The organism is Pseudomonas fluorescens (genome assembly GCF_902497875.1).
GTDB classification, from domain to species: domain Bacteria; phylum Pseudomonadota; class Gammaproteobacteria; order Pseudomonadales; family Pseudomonadaceae; genus Aquipseudomonas; species Aquipseudomonas fluorescens_BR.
Genome location: NZ_CABVHY010000006.1, coordinates 1 through 20,080, shown reverse-complemented (window position 1 = coordinate 20,080; position 20,080 = coordinate 1). Strand labels below are relative to the sequence as shown.

16 protein-coding genes and 1 pseudogene are annotated in these 20,080 nt (G+C 60.7%); 5 read left to right on the top strand and 12 right to left on the bottom strand.

All coding sequences use genetic code 11. The features are described 5' to 3' along the window. The first annotated feature begins 176 nt into the window (after window positions 1-176). Window positions 177-2,018, top strand: a complete 1,842-nt coding sequence (gene ilvD / locus F8N85_RS07140) for a dihydroxy-acid dehydratase (protein WP_150802954.1) — start codon at window positions 177-179, stop codon at window positions 2,016-2,018. A gap of 224 nt (window positions 2,019-2,242) precedes the next feature. Here ilvD and F8N85_RS07135 read toward each other — a convergent pair whose 3' ends face one another. Further along, the gene (locus F8N85_RS07135; RefSeq protein WP_150802953.1) at window positions 2,243-3,298 is read right to left on the bottom strand and encodes a haloacid dehalogenase-like hydrolase; all 1,056 of its coding nucleotides are present in this window, start codon (window positions 3,296-3,298) and stop codon (window positions 2,243-2,245) included. Between the two features lie 241 nt (window positions 3,299-3,539). Between F8N85_RS07135 and F8N85_RS07130 the strand changes: the two genes are divergently transcribed. Continuing rightward, on the top strand, window positions 3,540-4,931 hold the full coding sequence (locus F8N85_RS07130; protein ID WP_150802952.1) for an L-cystine transporter: 1,392 nt from the start codon (window positions 3,540-3,542) through the stop codon (window positions 4,929-4,931). Window positions 4,932-5,070: 139 nt separating this feature from the next. Here F8N85_RS07130 and F8N85_RS07125 read toward each other — a convergent pair whose 3' ends face one another. Further along, window positions 5,071-5,583, bottom strand: coding sequence for a dihydrofolate reductase (locus F8N85_RS07125; RefSeq protein ID WP_150802951.1), 513 nt, complete (start codon window positions 5,581-5,583; stop codon window positions 5,071-5,073). A gap of 94 nt (window positions 5,584-5,677) precedes the next feature. Between F8N85_RS07125 and F8N85_RS07120 the strand changes: the two genes are divergently transcribed. After that, the gene (locus F8N85_RS07120; RefSeq protein WP_150802950.1) at window positions 5,678-7,057 is read left to right on the top strand and encodes a DUF2868 domain-containing protein; all 1,380 of its coding nucleotides are present in this window, start codon (window positions 5,678-5,680) and stop codon (window positions 7,055-7,057) included. Beyond that, window positions 7,050-8,423 carry a GTPase/DUF3482 domain-containing protein gene (locus tag F8N85_RS07115; RefSeq protein WP_150802949.1) on the top strand — a complete coding sequence of 458 codons (1,374 nt, stop codon included), beginning with the start codon at window positions 7,050-7,052 and terminating at the stop codon, window positions 8,421-8,423. The genes F8N85_RS07120 and F8N85_RS07115 overlap by 8 nt, the downstream gene beginning before the upstream one ends. 14 nt (window positions 8,424-8,437) lie before the next feature. Here the strand turns inward: F8N85_RS07115 and F8N85_RS07110 are convergent, their stop codons facing one another. The 8 genes from F8N85_RS07110 to F8N85_RS07075 form a co-directional block, all read right to left on the bottom strand. Next, a complete protein-coding gene (locus F8N85_RS07110) occupies window positions 8,438-8,974 on the bottom strand; it encodes a hypothetical protein (protein ID WP_150802948.1) in 537 nt (178 codons plus the stop codon). Between the two features lie 118 nt (window positions 8,975-9,092). After that, on the bottom strand, window positions 9,093-9,650 hold the full coding sequence (locus tag F8N85_RS07105; protein ID WP_150802947.1) for a phosphonate degradation HD-domain oxygenase: 558 nt from the start codon (window positions 9,648-9,650) through the stop codon (window positions 9,093-9,095). After that, window positions 9,647-10,783: a TIGR03364 family FAD-dependent oxidoreductase gene (locus F8N85_RS07100; protein WP_150802946.1), complete on the bottom strand. Its 1,137-nt coding sequence runs from the start codon at window positions 10,781-10,783 to the stop codon at window positions 9,647-9,649. The genes F8N85_RS07105 and F8N85_RS07100 overlap by 4 nt, the downstream gene beginning before the upstream one ends. Before the next feature lie 207 nt (window positions 10,784-10,990). Further along, the gene (locus tag F8N85_RS07095; RefSeq protein WP_150802945.1) at window positions 10,991-12,016 is read right to left on the bottom strand and encodes a putative 2-aminoethylphosphonate ABC transporter substrate-binding protein; all 1,026 of its coding nucleotides are present in this window, start codon (window positions 12,014-12,016) and stop codon (window positions 10,991-10,993) included. 46 nt (window positions 12,017-12,062) lie between these two features. Beyond that, window positions 12,063-13,787 carry a putative 2-aminoethylphosphonate ABC transporter permease subunit gene (locus F8N85_RS07090; RefSeq protein WP_150802944.1) on the bottom strand — a complete coding sequence of 575 codons (1,725 nt, stop codon included), beginning with the start codon at window positions 13,785-13,787 and terminating at the stop codon, window positions 12,063-12,065. Continuing rightward, window positions 13,787-14,863 (bottom strand): putative 2-aminoethylphosphonate ABC transporter ATP-binding protein, encoded by a 1,077-nt coding sequence (locus F8N85_RS07085; protein ID WP_150802943.1) that lies wholly within the window; start codon window positions 14,861-14,863, stop codon window positions 13,787-13,789. Before F8N85_RS07085 ends, F8N85_RS07090 begins: the two co-directional genes overlap by 1 nt. A 265-nt stretch (window positions 14,864-15,128) precedes the next feature. Continuing rightward, window positions 15,129-15,992 (bottom strand): LysR family transcriptional regulator, encoded by an 864-nt coding sequence (locus tag F8N85_RS07080; protein WP_150802942.1) that lies wholly within the window; start codon window positions 15,990-15,992, stop codon window positions 15,129-15,131. 16 nt (window positions 15,993-16,008) lie between these two features. Further along, window positions 16,009-18,267 carry a heavy metal translocating P-type ATPase gene (locus F8N85_RS07075; RefSeq protein WP_150802941.1) on the bottom strand — a complete coding sequence of 753 codons (2,259 nt, stop codon included), beginning with the start codon at window positions 18,265-18,267 and terminating at the stop codon, window positions 16,009-16,011. An 85-nt stretch (window positions 18,268-18,352) separates the two neighbouring features. Between F8N85_RS07075 and cadR the strand changes: the two genes are divergently transcribed. Continuing rightward, complete coding sequence (cadR, locus tag F8N85_RS07070; protein ID WP_150802940.1) at window positions 18,353-18,802, top strand: Cd(II)/Pb(II)-responsive transcriptional regulator; 450 nt, start codon at window positions 18,353-18,355, stop codon at window positions 18,800-18,802. A 165-nt stretch (window positions 18,803-18,967) separates the two neighbouring features. Here cadR and F8N85_RS07065 read toward each other — a convergent pair whose 3' ends face one another. Together F8N85_RS07065 and F8N85_RS07060 are read right to left on the bottom strand one after the other, a co-directional pair. Continuing rightward, window positions 18,968-19,939, bottom strand: a complete 972-nt coding sequence (locus F8N85_RS07065) for a thymidylate synthase (RefSeq protein ID WP_150802939.1) — start codon at window positions 19,937-19,939, stop codon at window positions 18,968-18,970. Between the two features lie 48 nt (window positions 19,940-19,987). Next, window positions 19,988-20,080: pseudogene (locus F8N85_RS07060) on the bottom strand (prolipoprotein diacylglyceryl transferase); the annotation flags it as partial.

The following is a 20,080-nucleotide window of genomic DNA, read 5'->3' as shown; positions in this document are numbered from 1 at the left end:
AATCGCACGACTCATCGCCAGACATCCCCCGGCGGGTTTATGAGCTCAAGCCCAGACACGCGGCGATCCCGCAGTGTTAACGGCATCTTCCGGGCACACGGCCATTTCTGTGTGTTCCAGACGTCAATAGAAGCTCACTTCCCTTTTGATACCTGATTAGCCGCCCGGAGTGCTACATGCCTGATTACCGCTCGAAAACATCCACCCACGGCCGCAACATGGCCGGTGCTCGCGCACTGTGGCGCGCCACGGGGATGAAAGATGCCGACTTCAAAAAGCCGATCATCGCCATTGCCAACTCGTTCACTCAATTCGTACCGGGCCACGTCCACCTCAAGGACATGGGCCAACTGGTCGCCCGCGAGATCGAGCGCGCCGGTGGCGTTGCCAAGGAATTCAACACCATTGCGGTGGATGACGGCATCGCCATGGGCCATGACGGCATGCTCTATTCCCTGCCGAGCCGCGAGATCATCGCCGACTCCGTCGAGTACATGGTCAACGCCCACTGCGCCGATGCGATCGTCTGCATCTCCAACTGCGACAAGATCACCCCCGGCATGTTGATGGCTGCCTTGCGCCTGAACATCCCGGTAATCTTCGTTTCCGGCGGGCCGATGGAAGCGGGCAAAACCAAGCTCGCCAGCCACGGCCTGGACCTGGTCGACGCCATGGTGATCGCCGCCGACTCCAGCGCTTCTGACGAGAAAGTCGCTGAATACGAGCGCAGCGCCTGCCCGACCTGTGGCTCATGCTCCGGCATGTTCACCGCCAACTCGATGAACTGCCTGACCGAAGCCCTTGGTCTGGCCTTGCCGGGCAATGGTACGGCACTCGCCACTCACAGCGATCGCGAGCAGCTGTTCCTGCAAGCGGGCCGCACCATCGTCGATCTGTGCCGTCAGTACTACAACGAAAACGATGAGTCGGTATTGCCGCGCAATATCGCCAACTTCAAGGCGTTCGAGAACGCCATGACGCTGGACATCGCCATGGGCGGCTCGACCAACACCATTCTGCACTTGCTGGCTTCGGCTCAAGAAGCCGAGATCGACTTCAACCTGCAGGACATCGATCGCCTGTCGCGCAAAGTCCCGCAACTGTGCAAGGTCGCGCCGAACATCCAGAAATACCATATGGAAGACGTGCACCGCGCCGGCGGAATCTTCAGCATTCTCGGCGAACTGGCCCGTGGCGGCTTGCTGCACACCGACCTGCCGACTGTACACAGCAAGACCCTGGCCGACGGCATCGCCAAATGGGACATCACCCAGACTGACGATGAAGCCGTTCACACCTTCTTCAAGGCCGGCCCTGCCGGTATCCCGACCCAGACCGCATTCAGCCAGTCGACCCGTTGGGAAACCCTGGATGACGACCGTGAAAACGGCTGCATTCGCAGTGTCGAGCACGCTTACTCGCAAGAAGGCGGCCTGGCCGTGCTGTACGGCAACATCGCCCTGGATGGTTGCGTGGTGAAAACCGCCGGTGTCGATGAGTCGGTTCACGTGTTCGAAGGCAACGCAAAAATCTTCGAAAGCCAGGACAGCGCCGTACGCGGCATCCTCGCCGACGAAGTGAAGGCCGGCGACATCGTGATCATCCGTTACGAAGGCCCGAAAGGCGGTCCAGGCATGCAGGAAATGCTCTACCCGACTTCCTATCTGAAGTCCAAAGGCCTGGGCAAAGCCTGCGCCCTGCTCACCGACGGCCGCTTCTCCGGCGGTACCTCGGGCCTGTCCATCGGTCACGCTTCGCCTGAAGCGGCTGCCGGCGGCGCAATTGGCCTGGTTCAGGATGGCGATAAGGTGCTGATCGACATTCCGAACCGCTCGATCAACCTGTTGATCAGCGATGAAGAGATGGCTGGGCGACGTGCCGAGCAGGACCAGAAAGGCTGGAAACCGGTGGAAAAGCGTCCACGTAAAGTGACCACTGCGCTGAAGGCTTACGCCCTGCTGGCGACCAGCGCCGACAAAGGCGCTGTGCGTAACAAGGCGATGCTCGACGGGCTGTAAGCGTCAATCGCAGCAATAAAAATGCCCCGCTACGTGCGGGGCATTTTTTTGTTTTCAGAAAGATCAAAAGATCGCAGGCTGCGCCAGCTCCTACGCCGATCGGGTACACCCGTGAAATTCTGGCTATGCGCGATCCCGTAGGAGCTGCCGCAGGCTGCGATCTTTTGCGGTATGGTGCAAATCCCAAAAGATCAAGATCAAAAGATCGCAGGCTTCGCCAGCTCCTACAAGATATCTTCCGGCTTAACGATCACCCAGTTCTTGTCCGCTGTCACCGTCAGGCCTTCTTTGGCCTGAGCCGCGGCGTGCTTGGCCATCATGCCGTTAATCTGGGTCATGTATTTGTCCTTGCGGTTGATCCACAGGTGGATGCCGCCCTTGGCGACGTCGACGCTGTGAAACAACATGTAGCCGTCGCTGGTCGGAGTATCGCCGCCCACCAGAACCGGCTTTTTCCATTCGTCGATGTAGGTCAGGATCGCGGCCTGCTTGCCGGCCATCCAGGTTGCAGGCGTCCAGAGGTAGGGTGTCAGCTCGAGGCCGAGGTTGGCCTTCTCGTCATATTTGCCGGCAGTGATCTGCTTGCGCGCGGTGGTCAGTTCGCCGGTCTTGGGGTCCTTGAGCAGCAGGCTCACGCCGATCACGTTCTGCGGTTTGACGTTGTAGCCATACTTTGGATCGGAAGCGACCATCCGCACCAGTTCTTCGGAGGCGGCGGTCATCACGTAGACCTCGATGCCATTTTCCATCAGCTTGTTGTAGAGCTCTTTCTGGCCGGTGAATATTTTCGGCGGATTCACTTCGATGGTCTTGACCACATCGCCTTCGTAGTAGGTGCTCGGCACCGGCTTGCCCGAGGCCAGCAGCTCGTCGACGTAGCCTTTGAGCTCCTTGAGGGTGAAGCCGGAGAAGACTTGCGCGACCCATGGGTAGCAGACCATGTCATCGAGTTCGCAAAGGCGGTAGTAATAGCTGAACAGGCTTTCCTTGTGGTCGGCGCTGTCCTTGAACGGGATCAACTTCAGGGAGGGATCGAGTTTGTCGCGGGTGATCAGGCCTTTGTTTTCCATGAACGGCAACAACGACTCTTCCAGATCGTAGCGGTAACTGGTGTTGTCCATGTCGAACACCGCGTAGTTACCCTTGTTGGCGTTGGCCGCGATCATCGCGTCCAGTTGCCTGGCCTGATCCTGCGGCCAGTGTTTCAAGTCGGTGGCGAACGCCTGACCGGCAAGGCCCAGGCACAGCGCGACAGCAAACAATCTCGGAGCGAGCTTCATGTGCGTTTTCTCCCTGAATTGAAGCTATCGACGCTAACAAATCCGTATGACACCTCTCTCCTGCGCGCGACTGCTTGCGTCCTGATTACGTCATCGGCATTCGCCTGAGCGTCAGCGGCTTATTCCAAAAACGACAGTATTGATTCCATACAGGTATTAATTCCTTAGATATCAAACTGTTAGGATTCGCGGTTCGCAATCGCAGCCCAAGGCGATTGGCACAAGTCTTTATGGAGCTTCAATGAATCTGCCGCTGATCCTCAATCTGCTGGTATTCCTCGCCCTGCTGCTGGGCCTGGCACAAACCCGCCATACCTCATGGAGTCTGGCCAAGAAGGTCTTGTTGGCGCTAGTGCTGGGCGTGGTCTTCGGCGTCGCGCTGCACAGTATTTATGGTGCCGGCAGCCCAATCCTGAAAGCCTCCATCGGCTGGTTCGATCTGGTGGGCAATGGTTACGTGCAGCTGCTGCAAATGATCGTGATCCCGCTGGTGTTCGCCTCGATCCTCAGTGCCGTGGCCCGCCTGCACAACGCTTCGTCGCTGGGCAAGATCAGCTTCCTGACCATCGGTACACTGCTGTTCACCACCGCCATCGCGGCGCTGATCGGCATCGGTCTGACCAACCTGTTTGGCCTGACCGCTGAAGGTCTGGTAGCCGGCACTCAGGAACTGGCACGCCTGCAAACCATTCAGTCCGACTACGCCGGCAAGGTCGCCGACCTGAATATCCCGCAACTGCTGCTGTCATTCATCCCGCAGAACCCCTTCGCCGACCTGGCCCGGGCCAAGCCGACGTCGATCATCAGTGTGGTGATCTTCGCCGCGTTCCTCGGGGTCGCCGCGCTGCAGCTGCTCAAGGATGATGTCGAAAAAGGCCAGAAAGTGCTCAACGCTATCGACACCCTGCAGGCCTGGGTCATGCGCCTGGTTCGTCTGGTGATGAAGCTGACGCCCTATGGCGTGCTGGCGCTGATGACTAAAGTGGTCGCTGGCTCCAACCTGCAAGACATCATCAAGCTCGGCAGTTTCGTGGTGGTGTCGTACATCGGCCTGGGGCTGATGTTCGTGGTTCACGGCCTGCTGGTGTCGCTGGCCGGGATCAATCCGCTGCGCTTCTTCCGTAAAATTTGGCCAGTGCTGACCTTTGCCTTCACCAGCCGCTCCAGCGCCGCGAGCATTCCGCTGAGCATCGAAGCGCAAACTCGTCGCCTGGGCATTCCGCAATCGATCGCCAGCTTCGCCGCCTCGTTTGGCGCGACCATCGGCCAGAACGGCTGTGCCGGGCTCTACCCGGCAATGTTGGCGGTGATGGTCGCGCCAACCGTGGGTATCAACCCGCTGGATCCGCTGTGGATCGCGACGCTGGTGGCGATTGTGACCTTGAGTTCGGCCGGGGTTGCCGGGGTCGGCGGCGGTGCGACCTTTGCCGCGCTGATCGTACTGCCGGCCATGGGTTTGCCGGTGGCGCTGGTGGCACTGCTGATCTCGGTCGAACCGCTGATCGACATGGGCCGTACCGCGTTGAACGTCAGCGGCTCGATGACCGCTGGCGCGATCACCAGCCAGATCATGCAGCAGACTGATAAAGAGCTGCTGGATGCGGACGAGCATGGGGAGTTGGTGCAGGCGTAGGAGCTGCCGCAGGCTGCGATCTTTTAGCGGCCACAAAGATCAAAAGATCGCAGGCTTCGCCAGCTCCTACAGGTTCAGGGCTAAATCACAAATTGTGATCGACAGATATTCTGTGGGAGCGAGCTTGCTCGCGATGCTTTTAAGCTTTCTCCCACACCTCGAAGCTATACGCCGGCTTGTCATCCACCGCCGGGTTCGAGGTATTGGACACCAGCTTCCACTGCGCCAGGTCAAACTCCGGAAACCATGCATCGCCCTGCGGGCTTAGCGCCACGCGGGTCAGGTACAGCCGATCGGCCTGCGCCAGCCCTTGCGCATACAGCTGCGCGCCACCAATCAGCATCACCTCATCGACGCCCTGCTCGCGGGCCCATTCCTCAGCGCGGACCACGGCGGCCTCCAATGACGGATAAACCTCCGCGCCTTCCAAACACAGATTCGCCTGACGACTGACCACGATGTTCAGCCGGCCCGGCAGCGGACGACCAAGGGAATCCCAGGTCTTGCGCCCCATGATGATCGGCTTGCCGAGGGTGGTGGCCTTGAAATATTTGAAATCCCCCGGCAAGTGCCAGGGCATGCTGTTGTCGACGCCGATCACGCGGTTTTCACCGAGGGCTGCGATCAGGCTGAGGGGGAGAGTATTTTTCATGTCGGCGAGGATACCAGAGGCATGCATGCTCGCAACGTGCCCGATTGGCGCGCAGCGGTTATGCTCTTGGCTCACTTGAGCAATGGGATGGCGCGTGACTGCACTGACTCCGCTGGAAAGTCTCTGGCTGACTGAAACCGTACGCCTGCGTGAAGACCACGCAGGCCCTTTGGAAGACCTCGAAGCCAACCGCCTGGCCCGCAACGCCGGGGGCGACCTGCCGAGCCGTATCCAGTACCGCGCCAGGTGGCTGGCCGACCGCGATGGGCTCACCGACGCGCTACGCCATTGGCTGCAGGGCGCACGGCTGGCATTGATCGTGCTGGCGCTGCTGGCGATTGTCGGCGGCGCCGGACTGGCGTTTGCCGCGCTGGGCGACGGCCAGGTTCCGGTCAATGTGTTCTGGGCCCTGGGCAGTCTGCTCGGTTTGAATCTGATTCTGCTGCTCGGCTGGGCCCTGGGTCTGCTGTTCGCCGGTGAACACAGCGCGAGCCTGGGACGCTTATGGTTGTGGCTCGGCGAAAAACTCGCCCGGGATGCCAAAGCCGCACAACTGGCACCCGCCCTGTTGCTATTACTGCAACGCAAGAAGCTCAATCGCTGGGCCGTTGGCGTGTTGGTCAACGGCTTGTGGCTGCTGGCACTGCTCAGCGCCCTGGCGATTGTGCTGATGCTGCTGGCGACCCGGCGCTATGGCTTTGTCTGGGAAACCACCATTCTCGGTGGCGAGACTTTTGTCGCCATGACCCAGGCGCTAGGTGCACTGCCCGCCCTGCTGGGTTTCAGCGTGCCAACCGAGGACATGATCCGCGCCAGCGGCGATGCCGGGCTGAATATCGAAAGCGCCCGACAAGCCTGGGCTGGATGGCTGGTCGGGGTGCTGCTGGTCTATGGGGTATTACCGCGCCTGCTGCTGGCGCTGTTCTGTTTATGGCGCTGGAAACACGGCCGCAAGGCCTTGCGCCTCGACCTGAATCTGCCCGGCTATAGCCAATTGCGCGAACGCTTGATGCCCAGCAGTGAACGGCTCGGTATCAACGATGCCGCACCCGAGCAATTGCCGGTGATCCAGAGCGGCGTCAGCGCACAGAACAGTGATGGTGCATTGCTGGTCGCCATCGAGCTGGACGATCAACGCCCATGGCCGCCGCAGATGCCAAAAACCGTTAAAGACGCCGGCATCCTCGACAGCCGTGAATCCCGGCAAAAGCTTCTGGAGCAAATGAGCCGCTTTCCCCCGGCACGTCTGGCGATTGCCTGCGACCCACGTCGTTCGCCGGATCGCGGCAGCCTGGCGCTGATCGCCGAACTGGCCCGCAGCGCCACGGCGACCCGCGTCTGGCTGCTGCAAGCGCCGCCCGGCCAGGCACTGGATGCCGAGCGCCTCGGCGACTGGCACCTCGCTCTGCAACAGCTGGAGTTACCTTTCGCCGATTGCGCCCCGCTGAACTGGTTGGAGAATGGACATGACTAAGCCACTGAAGCTGGCCGTGGTCGGTCATACCAACGTTGGTAAAACCTCGCTGCTGCGCACCCTGACCCGGGATGTCGGCTTCGGCGAAGTCTCCCATCGCCCAAGCACCACCCGCCACGTCGAAGGCGCGCGGTTATCGGTGGACGGCGACGCCTTGCTGGAACTCTATGACACTCCGGGGCTGGAAGACGCAATTGCCCTGCTCGACTATCTGGAGCGCCTGGAGCGTCCCGGCGAACGCCTCGACGGCCCCGCACGACTGACTCGGTTTCTCGACGGCAGCGAGGCGCGTCAGCGTTTCGAACAGGAAGCCAAAGTCCTGCGCCAGTTACTGGCCTCGGATGCCGGGCTCTATGTGATCGACGCCCGCGAACCGGTATTGGCCAAGTACCGCGATGAACTGGCGGTGCTCTCCAGCTGCGGCAAGCCGCTGTTGCCGGTGCTGAATTTCGTCAGCAGTGCCAACCACCGCGAACCCGATTGGCGCGAGGCCCTGGCCCGCCTGGGGTTGCATGCACTGGTGCGTTTCGACAGCGTGGCACCGCCACAGGACGGCGAGCGGCGACTGTACGAGAGCCTCTCTCTGCTGCTGGAAAGCTCGCGCGGCCAGTTGGAGCGATTGATTGCCGACCAGCACAAGCAACGTCTGGCTCGTCAGCAAAGTGCCTCGCGCTTGATCGCCGAACTGTTGATTGATTGCGCGGCCTGTCGCCGCAGTGTGGTCAGCGAAGCCGAGCAAGAACAGCAAGCTATCAGCGAACTGCGCAAAGCCGTTCGCCAGCGCGAACAACGCTGCGTCGAAGCGCTGCTCAAGCTCTACGCCTTCCGCCCGCAGGACGCTGCCGCCAGTGATTTACCCCTGCTCGATGGCCGCTGGGGTGACGACTTGTTCAACCCCGAAACCCTCAAGCAACTGGGCGTTCGAGTCGGTGGTGGGATCGCCGCGGGCGCGGCCGCCGGTGCCGGAGTCGATCTACTGGTGGGCGGCTTGACCCTCGGTGCGGCAGCATTAGCGGGTGCGATTGCCGGTGGCGCACTGCAAACCGCCCGCAGCTATGGCAGCCGCTTGCTCGGCAAGATCAGGGGCCAGCGCGAATTGACCGTCGACGACAGCGTTCTGCGTCTGTTGGCCCTGCGCCAACGGCAATTACTGCAAGCGTTGGACCTGCGCGGTCATGCGGCAATGGACAGCATCCAGGTCGCCACCCCGCAAGATAAAACCTGGCGCGAGGGCAAGCTGCCAGAAGCGCTGCACAAGGCCCGGGCACACCCACAATGGTCGTCGCTTAATCCGCATGCGCGGTTGAGTCAGGCAGAGAGGCAAGAGCAGATCGATGCTCTCTCGGAGCAAATCGGCGAAGTCTGAGCATCCCGCACTGCTTAATGGCCATACCAGTTGAATGCCAGAAATCCACGACTCAATAACTTGACCAGATCATAATCCGCCTTGCCGGTGGTACCGTCATTGTTGACGTCAAAATGGATTAACGAATCCAGTTTGCCGTCATTGTTGGTGTCATACGCCGAGGCGGTATAGGCAATCGTCTGATCGCGCGGGGTTCCAGTCCCCTCATGAAAATGCAAACGCACCGTATCGGGTGAGCCATCCTGGAAAAAGTCCTCAGTGAAAATCTTCAGGTAACGCGCCCAGGTATCTCCATGATTGAACCAGTTGAGTTTCAGGAAAGCGTCGGCGAATGCCTTCAGTAACTGCTCGTCCTTGATGGTTTCCTGACCGTCGCCATTGGCATCGCCAGCCTGGAAGTCGACACCACCATCAGCCGTGATATCCAGCGCGTAAGCCTTGCGAATCAGTTTGTCTTCAGCGCCGCAGACCTCTTCGAAAAAATGCAGAAGAACCGTATCGGCCCGGTGATTGCCGCTGCGATCCTGGGCGGTGACTTTCAAATAGCGCATGCAGGTGTCTCTTGAAGGCAAAAGGTGCTTCAAGACTATCGTCAGCCGCAAGAATGCCCCATGTGACAACTCCTGTTTTGCAGTAAGAGCTTTCTCTAATCCGCGAGAGACAATCAGGTCACGCCATCAGCAAGCGCCGGGCCTTTTCCTTCAAGTCTTTAAGGTCCAGCACTGGCACCCCCATGTCCTTGGCCTGCTCATCCCAATGCCTCATCCGCAGGCTGACGGAGCACAATGGGTCCTGCTCGAACGCCTCAGCCTCTTCAATCGTCATTACCCCGCCCTGATACTCCAGGGTCCGCCGGCTGGCTTCGCTGAGTCGGTCGTAGTATCCCGACTCTTTCAGTGTCAGATAACGCTTGGCCTGGACGTGATACTCCACCAGCCGCGCCATGCGTTCGCTGAAGCCGGCGCGGCGCAAATAATCCGCACCGAGCCGTTCATGGCTGACCACGCCATACCCGCCCATGTTCTCGGCACCCTGCCCGCAGAGATGCCCGATATCGTGAAAGAACGCCGCCAGCACCACTTCATCGTCGAAGCCTTCGGCCAGTGCCAGCTGCGCGGCCTGGGACATATGCTCGAGCTGCGACACCGGTTCGCCGATGTAATCGCTGGCACCGAATTGCTCATACAAGCCGAAGACCTCGGCAATCACCTGCTCACTACGGTTCATCCAGTCTCCCCCAACAAGGTTGCGACATTTCGCTCAGCCATTGCCGGCCCGACACTCATGCCCACACCCGTGTGCATCAGTGCCACGCTCACCCCCGGCGCCGGGCGCAGGAACGAGAATGGACCAGGCCCGCGAGAACCATAGACGCCCTGCCAGCGTTCGACCACCTGCACCTTGCAACCCAGCGTCTGCTCGGCCAGTTCAATCAGCCAGCTATCCACCTGCTCGCCGTTGAACGGAGATGGATCACGGGCGTAATCGTGGGAGTCACCGATGATCAGCTCGCCGTAAGGCGTAGGGCTGATCAACAGATGAATCCCGTGTTCGTGCAGATGAGGCGTCTGGCGAAGGATCTGTGCTTGCACCGCCGCGGCTTCCGGCAGATCGGCAAAGGCGCCGTAATGCACGCAACTCAAACCGGTGAGCAATGCATGTTGCACATTCAGATTGAGTTGCGGCCGGGCGCGGAGCATTTGCAGACGACAGATTTGCGGGTTCAGTTCAGCGATCTGCTCGGCCAGCAGCGTCTGATAATCATGACCGGAACAGACCACGATCTGCTTGCCACTGAAGATCCCCGCAGTGCTGTGCAACTGACCCGGTTCGATGTCACGAACCAGCGTCGAGAAATGAAACTCCACGCCCAACTCGCCGCGCAGGTAGTCGATCAGTTGGGGAATCGCCTCGCGGGAGTACAGTTGCTGATCATCCAGACCGTGCAATGCCGCGCGATGATGAGTGAACTGGCCAGCGTACACGTCGCGCAATGCCGCACCGCGCAGCAGCTCGACGCGGTAGCCGTGCTCCACTGCGCGACCGGCGCAGAACGCTTCGAGCAAGTGTTCTTCGGCTTCGTTTCGGGCAAACAGGTACGAGCCGTTGCGCTTGAGTTGCAGACCCGCCAGTTGTGCCCATTGACCCCAGATATCGCGGCTGGCCCGCGCCAGATCAAGCATCGGCCCGGGGGGTTGGCCTGTGACCAGTGCCTGGCCGAAATTGCGCACCGAAGCGCCCAAGGGCGTTTCGCTGCGTTCGAAAACTTTGACCTTGAGACCGCGTCTGGCCGCGGCATAAGCGTGGGACAGGCCGAGAATGCCGGCGCCTACGATCAGTATGTCGCTGTGATTAGCCATATTTATGCCCTGAACAATTCTTGCGCACAACTGAGATCCCCTGTGGCGAGCGGGCTTGCCCGCGCTCGGCTGCGCAGCAGTCGTAAAACCATCCAACGCGTTCTACCTGGCAGAACTCGGTTGCAGGTTTTAGGAGCGCTTCGCACTCCAGCGGGGGCAAGCCCCCTCGCCACAGCAAGCTCCCTCGCCACAGGGGGGTTGTGTCAGTTACTTGGCAGCCACCTTCTCCGACTTGCCGTCATAACGCTTGCGCCACTCGGTGAGAATCTCGTCGCGGTTCTTCGAGGCCCAGGCGAAGTCGTTCTTGATCAGGCGCTGCTCGTAGTCGGCCGGCAGTTCGGTCTGCGGTTTGGCGATACCGGGCTGCGCGAGTACCGCGAAGTTCTCCTTGTACAGCTCCATCGCCGCTGGGCTGGCGGAGAAGTCGGCGAGTTTCTTCGCCGCGTCTTCATGCGGCGTGCCCTTGATCACCGCAGTGGCTTCGATTTCCCAGCCCAGGCCTTCTTTTGGCAGGACGATGTCCAGGGGTGCGCCCTGGCGTTTGAGCTGCACTGCCGGGTATTCGAAGGAGATACCGATTGGGAATTCACCCGCTGCCGCCAGCTTGCACGGTTTGGAACCGGAGTGAACGTACTGGCCGATGTTCTGGTGCAGGTCGTCCATGTACTGCCAGCCCTGCTTCTCGCCGAAGGTCTGCAGCCAGGCGCTGACGTCGAGAAAGCCGGTACCGGAGGATGCCGGGTTGGGCATGACGATCTTGCCTTTGTACTCCGGCTTGGTCAGGTCCTGCCAACTCACGGGCTTGGTCAGGCCTTGCTTCTCGGCTTCGACGGTGTTGAAGCAAATGGTCGCGGCCCAGATGTCCATGCCGACCCAGGCTGGCGGGTTGGCTGCGTCGCGGTAGTTGCTGCCGATCTTGCCCAGGTCCTTCGGCGCGTAGCTTTGCAGCATGCCCTGCTGATCGAGGATCGCCAGGCTCGACGCCGCCAGGCCCCAGACCGCGTCAGCCTGTGGCCGGGCTTTTTCAGCCAGCAGTTTGGCGGTGATGATCCCGGTGGAATCGCGCACCCACTTGATCTCGACATCCGGATTGGCTGCTTCGAAGGCCTGTTTGTAAGTCTTCAGTTGCTCGGCTTCGAGGGCGGTGTAGACCGTCAGCTCGGTTTTCGCCGCAAAGGCATTCAGGCTGAAAGCGGAGAGGACAGCAGCGGCAAGAGCCAGGGGCTTGAACATGATGCAGTTCCTTTGTGAGTGCGGATCAGAGTAGGGGTGCAGCAGATCAGTTGCCGGGCGCGGTCTGGCGCCAGGCCTGGGAGCGACGCAGCAAGCCGCGCGAGGCCCAGGCCAGCAGCAGCGAGACGCCCGCCGAGGTGAACAGAATCAGGGTCGACATGGCCGCCGCGCCGCCGACGTTGCCGGCGTCGTCCATGTTCAGCACCGCCACTGCCGCGAGGATGGTGTCGGGGCTGTAGAGAAAGATCGCCGCCGAAACCGTGGTCATCGCCGAGACGAACAGGTAGCGGACGATATCCAGCAGCGCCGGCAGGCAGATCGGCACGGTGACCCGCAGGTAGTGGCGGTACAGCGGCGCCTTGAGCGACAGCGCGGCGGCTTCGAACTCAGCATCGAGCTGGCGTAACGCCGTGGTGGCGGTCATTTGCGCGGTGGTCAAATAGTGAGCAATGGTGCAGACCACCAGCAGGGTCATGGTCCCGTAGAACACATGCAGCGGGTTGCCGTTGAGGTTGAAGAAAAACACGTAGCCCAGGCCGAGCACCAAACCCGGGACCGCCATCGGCACAAAACTGAGCATGCGCAGGGCCAGATTCAAACCACGCTGGCCGTGGGTTTTCTCCATCAGGTAGGCGCCGGTGAAGATCACTACGCTGCCGATCAACGCCGTGCACAAGGCCATCTTCACGCTGTTGCCATAGGCCAGCCAACCGCCGCCCGCAGTGTCATTGAACTGGTAATGGTTGAGCGACAGCGACAGGTTGTACGGCCAGAATTTGACCAGCGACGAGTACACCGCCATGCCGAACACCAGCAACAGCACCGCGCAAATCAGCAACACGACGGCCAGGAAGCAGGCATCGCGCAGCCGCGAGGGCGCTGGCTGAAAGACTTGGGCCCGACCGCTCATGGAGTCGCCATGACGCCGCCGCAACCAAGCGTCGACGCCAAAGCTGAACAGTGCCGGCAGCAGCAACACCATGCCGATCAAGGCTCCGCGACCGAATTGCTGTTGGCCGACCACAGCCTTGTAGGCTTCCAGCGCCAGCACCTGATAGTCGCCACCGACTACCACGGGGACGCCGAAGTCGGTGATGGTCAGGGTGAACACCAAACAGAACGCTGCGAACACAGCCTGACGAGTCGCCGGCCAAGTGATGCTGCGAAAGGCCTTCGCCGGGCTTGCGCCCATGCTGGAGGCGGCATCGAAGAGTCGCGCATCCGCCAAGGACAACGCCGACAGCAGAATCATCAGGGCGTGTGGGAAGGTGTAGATGACCTCTCCGAGCACAATGCCCCAGAAGCCGTAGATATTGTCCGAGAGCAAACCGCGCAACATACCCTGGTTGCCGAACAGATAAACCAAAGCGATCCCCGGCAGCATCGACGGCGCCATCAGCGGCAACAGCGACATCCCACGCCAGATGCCCTTGCCGGGAATCAAGGTACGTTGCAGGGCGTAGGCAAACAGATAGGCCAGCGGTACGACAATGGCCGCAACGCTGAGAGAGACCTTCAGACTGTTACCCAGCAGCCAGTGGAAGTTGGCGCTGCTCAGCAGTTCGCGAGCAGCCACCAGACCACCGCCCTGCCCGTCCTCGGCACTGAAACCGCGCCAGAAGATCGCCAGCAACGGCATCAACACCGCGACGCTGAGCAGACACAGCAGCAAGACCTTGCCGCCGACCACAAACACCCGGTCACCGATTTCGGCGCGGGAGGTCTGCCGTAGCTGCTTGCGCGGAATCGGCAGGGCGATCTGCGCGCTCATCAGGCAAACACCTGCAGGCTGCGTGGCGGCAAGGCGACCATGATGTCCTGGGCGCCGAGGCGCGGCATGGCCTCTGGTGCCAGTTCGGCGAGTAGCGGATGGCCCGGCAGTTGGTTGAGTTCGAAGCTCATGCGGCAGCGGTTGCCGAGAAAGGTAATTTCCCGGACCCGCGCCGGGAACAGGTTTTCTTCATGCACCGGCGGGTTGACGCTGATGGCTTCCGGGCGACAGAACAAACGTCCGGAGGCTGCCCGGCCAGAGTTTTCAGCCAGACGCACATTCATCCCGCCGACCTGAGCGTGACTGTCGCTGTTGCGCTGGAACGGCAGCCAGTTGCCCTGGCCGACGAATTCGGCCACGAACGGCGTCGCCGGCCTGTCGTAGATTTCCTGGGGCGTGGCGTATTGCTCGACCTTGCCGTTGTTCATCACGGCAATCCGGTCGGCCATCAGCATGGCTTCGTCCTGATTGTGGGTGACCATCAGGGTGGTGATGCCCAGGTTGCGCTGCAGCTGACGCAACTCGGTGCACAAATGCTCACGAACCCGGGCGTCGAGAGCCGACATCGGTTCGTCGAGCAACAGCAAGGACGGCGCCGGGGCCAAGGCCCGAGCCAGCGCTACGCGCTGCTGTTGGCCGCCGGACAATTGGCCGGGGTACTTTTTCTCGCTACCGATCAGCCCGACCAGTTCAAGCATCTGTGCGACGCGTTTGCGCACTTCATCGCGGCCACTGCCGGCAAGACCGTAGGCGATGTTGGCTTCGACGGTGAGATTGGGGAACAGCGCGTAGGACTGGAACAGAATGCCGTAGTCCCGGGCCTGCGGCGCCAGGTGCGAAACATCCCGATCACCGAGGTACAACTCGCCGCTGTCCTGCCGCTCCAGCCCGGCGATGCAGCGCAACAAAGTGGTCTTGCCGCAGCCGGACGGCCCGAGCAGACACACCAGTTCGCCAGCAGCGACGTCCAGGGAAACGTTATCCAGCGCAGTGAAAGCGCCGAAGCGTTTCTGCACACCGCGCACCTTCATCGGCGCACCGGGATTGGTCAGGGCAGTAGCGATCGAGTGGTTCATGGACAGACCTCATCAAGCAGATGAGGCTCATCCTAGGGACCGAATGCGTAGGAGATGTGGCAACGAGGCAAAAGTTACCGATAGTGGTATTGGTGGATTTGGGTTGAGTTTTAGGGTGTCTGGTCTGGCGCTATCGTCGGATCGCCGCCCGGATCAAGCTCGCTCCCACATCTGGATCTTCTGTGGACACACTATTTGTGAACACCAGAGATTAACTGTGGGAGCGAGCTTGCTCGCGATAGGATCTCAAAGTCGCTACAAATCCTCAGCAACCCGCCATCTCCTGCGCCAACCCGAGAAAGGCCGCCGGCAGGCGTGCGCCTTTTCTTTCCTTGAGGCAATACAGATACTCGGCGATCTGCGGCGCCCCCTCAAAGGTCAACACCCGCAGTTGCGGATCATGGGGCACCTCGTGGCGGGCGATGATGCTGATACCGATATTGCGCAGCACGCCTTCACGAATGGACTCGCGGCTGCCGATTTCCAGCAATGGGCCAAAGTTGACGTTGGCGTGCCTGAGCAGGTCCTCGGTCAACTGGCGGGTGGTAGAGCCCGCTTCGCGCATCAACAAGGTATGCCCGGCCAACGCACTCAGTGGCACGTGGTCATGGACCGCCAGCGGATGATTGCGATGCACCGCCAGCACCAGCGGATCAGTGCCCAGCACCCGGCGCACCAGCCGCGAGTCTTCGAGCAACTGCGACGAAGCGGCAATATCGACCCGGTACTCCTCCAGTGACTCCAGCACCTGTTGCGAATTGCCGATCTCCACCGACACCTCAACCTGGGGCAAGCGCTCGCGGAAGGTCTTCACCAGATCGAGGATGTAATACGGTGCCGTGGCGGCGATGCGTAGCGTGCCTTGGACCTGGCCGCTGTTGCGCAGGAAAAATTCGATATCGGCTTCCTGCTGCAACAGCGTCTTGACCATCGGCAGCAATCGCGCGCCCTCGTCGCTGACACTCATGCGGCGACCACCGCGATAGAACAGCTCAACCGAGTACTGGCTTTCCAGCTGACGAATCTGCGTGGTCACCGTCGGTTGGCTCAGGCCGAGCTTTTTCGCCGCTTGGGTAATGCTGCCCAGGCGGGCGACCATGTAAAAAGCCTTCAGCTCGGCACTCAGCACTGCACCCTCTCATCGTCTATTTGCGCAACAGGCGCAAACCATTGAACACCACCAACAAGCTCACGCCCATGTCGGCAAACACCGCCATCCACATGGTGGCGAGCCCGGCGAAGGTTACCCCAAGAAAGATCGCTTTGATGACCAGGGCCAAGGCTATATTTTGCTTGAGGATACTCGAGGTCCGCCGCGACAGCCGGATAAATGCCGGGATCTTGCGCAGATCGTCGTCCATCAGGGCGACATCAGCAGTCTCGATGGCGGTATCGGTACCGGCGGCAGCCATGGCAAAACCAATCTCGGCACGGGCCAGAGCCGGGGCGTCGTTGATGCCGTCGCCGACCATCCCGACTCGGTGGCCCTGTGCATACAAGGCTTCAATGGCCTGCAGTTTGTCGATCGGCAGCAGATCGCCCCGGGCTTGATCAATGCCGACTTGCGCAGCAATCGCCTGAGCAGTGTGGACGTTGTCGCCGGTCAACATCAGGGTCTTGATGCCCAACTCGTGCAGTTGGTGGATCGCCTCGCGGCTGGACTCCTTGACCGTGTCGGCCACCGCGAACAGCGCCAAGGGGCCAGAAGCATCGAGTAGCAACACCACCGACTTGCCCTGTTGCTCCAGGGCGAACAGTTTCTCTTCCAAAGCTGGCGAGCACAGTCCCAGCTCTTCCACCAGTCGATGGTTGCCCAAATGATAAAGCTGACCACCAATTTCACCGCGCACACCGCGACCGCTCAATGCCTCGAAGTTATCCACAGAGTGCAGCGTTAGCTGTTTATCCACAGCCGCGTTGGCAATGGCCCGCGACACCGGGTGATCCGAGCGCCCAGCCAGACTGGCGGCAATCCCCGGTGCGACCTGCTCGGCGATCGGATCAAGGGACAGATAATCGGTCTGCACCGGTTTGCCGTGGGTGATGGTGCCGGTCTTGTCCAGAGCCAGGTAGTCGAGCTTGTAACCAGCTTCCAGATAGACCCCGCCTTTAATCAGGATACCTTTGCGCGCCGCCGCCGCGAGGCCGCTGACAATGGTCACCGGTGTGGAAATTACCAAGGCGCATGGGCAGGCGACCACCAGCAGCACCAGCGCGCGGTAGATCCAGTCAAACCAGACACCGCCCATGAACAGCGGCGCTATCACCGCCACGCCCAAGGCGAAAATGAACACCACTGGTGTGTAGACTTTGGCGAAGCTGTCGACGAAACGTTGAGTCGGTGCCCGCGCGCCCTGTGCCTGTTCGACGGCATGAATGATCCGCGCCAGGGTCGAGTTATTGGCTGCAGCGGTCACCTTGTATTCGAGGGAGCCGGATTGGTTGATGGTCCCGGCGAAGACTTTATCGCCCAGGGTTTTCTCGATGGGCAGACTTTCGCCAGTGATCGGCGCCTGATCGATGGTCGAGTTACCGGACACCACTTCACCATCCAGGGCGATACGCTCGCCGGGACGAACCCGCACCAACGCTCCCAGCTCGATGCCTTTCACTTCCTGTTCGAGCCAACTGCCGTCAGTTTGCCGCACCGTGGCCCGTTCCGGGGTCATTTGCATCAAGCCGCTGATGGCGTTGCGCGCACGATCGAGGGATTTGGCTTCGATCAACTCGGCCACGGTGAACAGGAACATCACCATCGCCGCTTCCGGCCACTGGCCAATCAATACCGCGCCGGTCACCGCGATGCTCATCAGTGCATTGATGTTCAGGTTGAAGTTTTTCAGGGCGATCCAGCCCTTCTTATAAGTGCCAAGACCGCCGCTGAGGATCGACACCAGCGCGACCAACGCCACCACCCAGGTCGGCGCCGCGCTGGTGAAGTGGATCACTTCGGCGGCCAAGGCGCTGACGCCGGACAGGGCCAGCGGCCACCAGGGCTTTTTCACGGGAGTCGGGATGGATATCTCGGCATCCGTGCCCTGCTCGATGGGTTCAGCCTGCATGCCAAGGGATTTGATCGCCTCGATGATTGGTGCAGTGGACGGCAGGTCGTGAGTTACCTCCAGCACCCGATTGATCAGGTTGAACTGCAGTTGCTGCACACCCGCAAGCTTGCCGAGCTTGTTCTGGATCAGCGTCTGCTCGGTCGGGCAGTCCATGGCTTCGATGCGGAAGCTGCTCAGCCGTGCGCCGGCGGTCAGGGTTTCGCTCAGCAAGATCCGCGCTGGCGCAGCTTTGGCAGAACAGCAGGAATCACCGTGACTGCCATGCTCGTGCTTCTGCACAGGCTGCAACTTGTGATCGTGCCCCGCTTCGGGTTTGTGGGTGTGTAGGGAATCGCTCATGAGGGTCCATCCGGAAAGGTGCCTGTTGCCAAGTAAAGACCCTGTAGCCACTATAGGGTCAAGCACCCATTCGGAGATTGCCGTTATGAAGATCGGCGAACTGGCGAAACTCACTGACTGCCCAGTGGAAACCATCCGTTATTACGAACGCGAGGGCCTGCTGCCCGAGCCTGCGCGCAGTGAAGGCAACTATCGGTTGTACACCCAGGCCCATAGCGAGCGGCTGACCTTTATCCGCAACTGCCGCACCCTGGACATGACCCTCGAGGAAATCCGCAGCCTGCTGGGTCTGCGCGACAGCCCACAAGGCCAATGCCAAAGCGTCAACGCCTTGATCGACGAACACATCCACCACGTCAAGGCGCGGATCGACGGTTTGCTGGCCTTGCAGGAACAACTGCTCGACCTGCGCCAACGCTGCAGCGAAGGGCCGGATATCGATCAGTGCGGGATTTTGCAGCGGCTGGAGGTCAGCGGCGGGGTTGTGGCGAGCGAGGCTGAGCATTCACATGTCGGCCGTAGCCACGGGCATTAGAAGGTTCGTATGCGGACCGCTTTTGTAGGAGCTGCCGCAGGCTGCGATCTTTTGGCGCCTGCAGGAGCGCCGAAGATCAAAAGATCGCAGCCTGCGGCAGCTCCTACAGGATTTGTGTACATCCGCGATATCACGGGTGTATGCGGCCGGCGGGGTGGCGAACGCTTAGACCGCCATCGGCGCGGTCATTGGCGCGTGGTGCTGATAACCCTCTAGCGAGAAGTCGCTCGGCTCGATCTGCTCCAGCCATTCCGGCTGGTAGATACCGGTCTTGGCAAACTCCGGCACGCGCTCGGAAATCACCAGTTTCGGCATCGGGAACGGCTCGCGGGTGAGCTGTTCGTTGAGCATGTCCAGGTGGTTTTCGTAAACGTGGGCATCACCGATGAAATAGGTGAACCAGCGTGGCGTGTAGCCGGTCAGGCGGCCGATCAGGCTCAGCAGCGCTGCGCCTTCGGTCAGGTTGAACGGCGTGCCCAGCCCCAGGTCGTTGGAACGGATGTAGAGGGTCAAAGAGATTTCTTTGGTTTCGACATTCGGATGGAACTGGTACAGCAGGTGGCACGGCGGCAAGGCCATTTCATCCAGCTGAGCGACGTTCCAGCCGTGGAACAGTATCCGGCGGCTGCCTGGATCCTTCATGATGGTATCGACGCACTGGCGAACCTGGTCGATGGCCTTGTATAGCACCACGTAGGCCTGACCGTCTTCTTCACCTTCGGCGATCTGCCGATAGCCCTGGCTCAGCGTTTGTTCGATGGCAGCCTGATTACTCACCGGGATCTGCTTGTACGCCGGCCATTTACGCCATTGCACACCGTAGATTTCGCCGAGGTCGTCATCGCCCTGGCGGAACGGGTTGGCCAGCCACTGGGCGTTTTCGTTGGCGTTCTGGTCCCAGACCTTGCAGCCGAGGGCACGGAACTCGGCGGCGTTGTTCACGCCACGCAAGAAACCGACCATCTCGCCGATCGCCGATTTGAAAGCCATCCTGCGGGTGGTGATGGCCGGGAAACCTTCCTTCAGGTCATAGCGCAGCATGGCGCCGGGGAAGCTGATGGTGTTCACGCCAGTGCGGTTGGCCTGCTTGGTGCCGTTCTTGATGACGTGGGCTACCAGTTCGAGATATTGCTTCATGAGTTACCTGTGTCCTTGATCGCAGGGCCCGGGCCCTGCGATTCGAGTTTATAGCGCGGCGCTTTTGCTTGCCGGAGCGCGGTGATACGCCAGCCAGATCAATGCCAGGCCGCCGATGATCATCGGCAGGCACAGCACCTG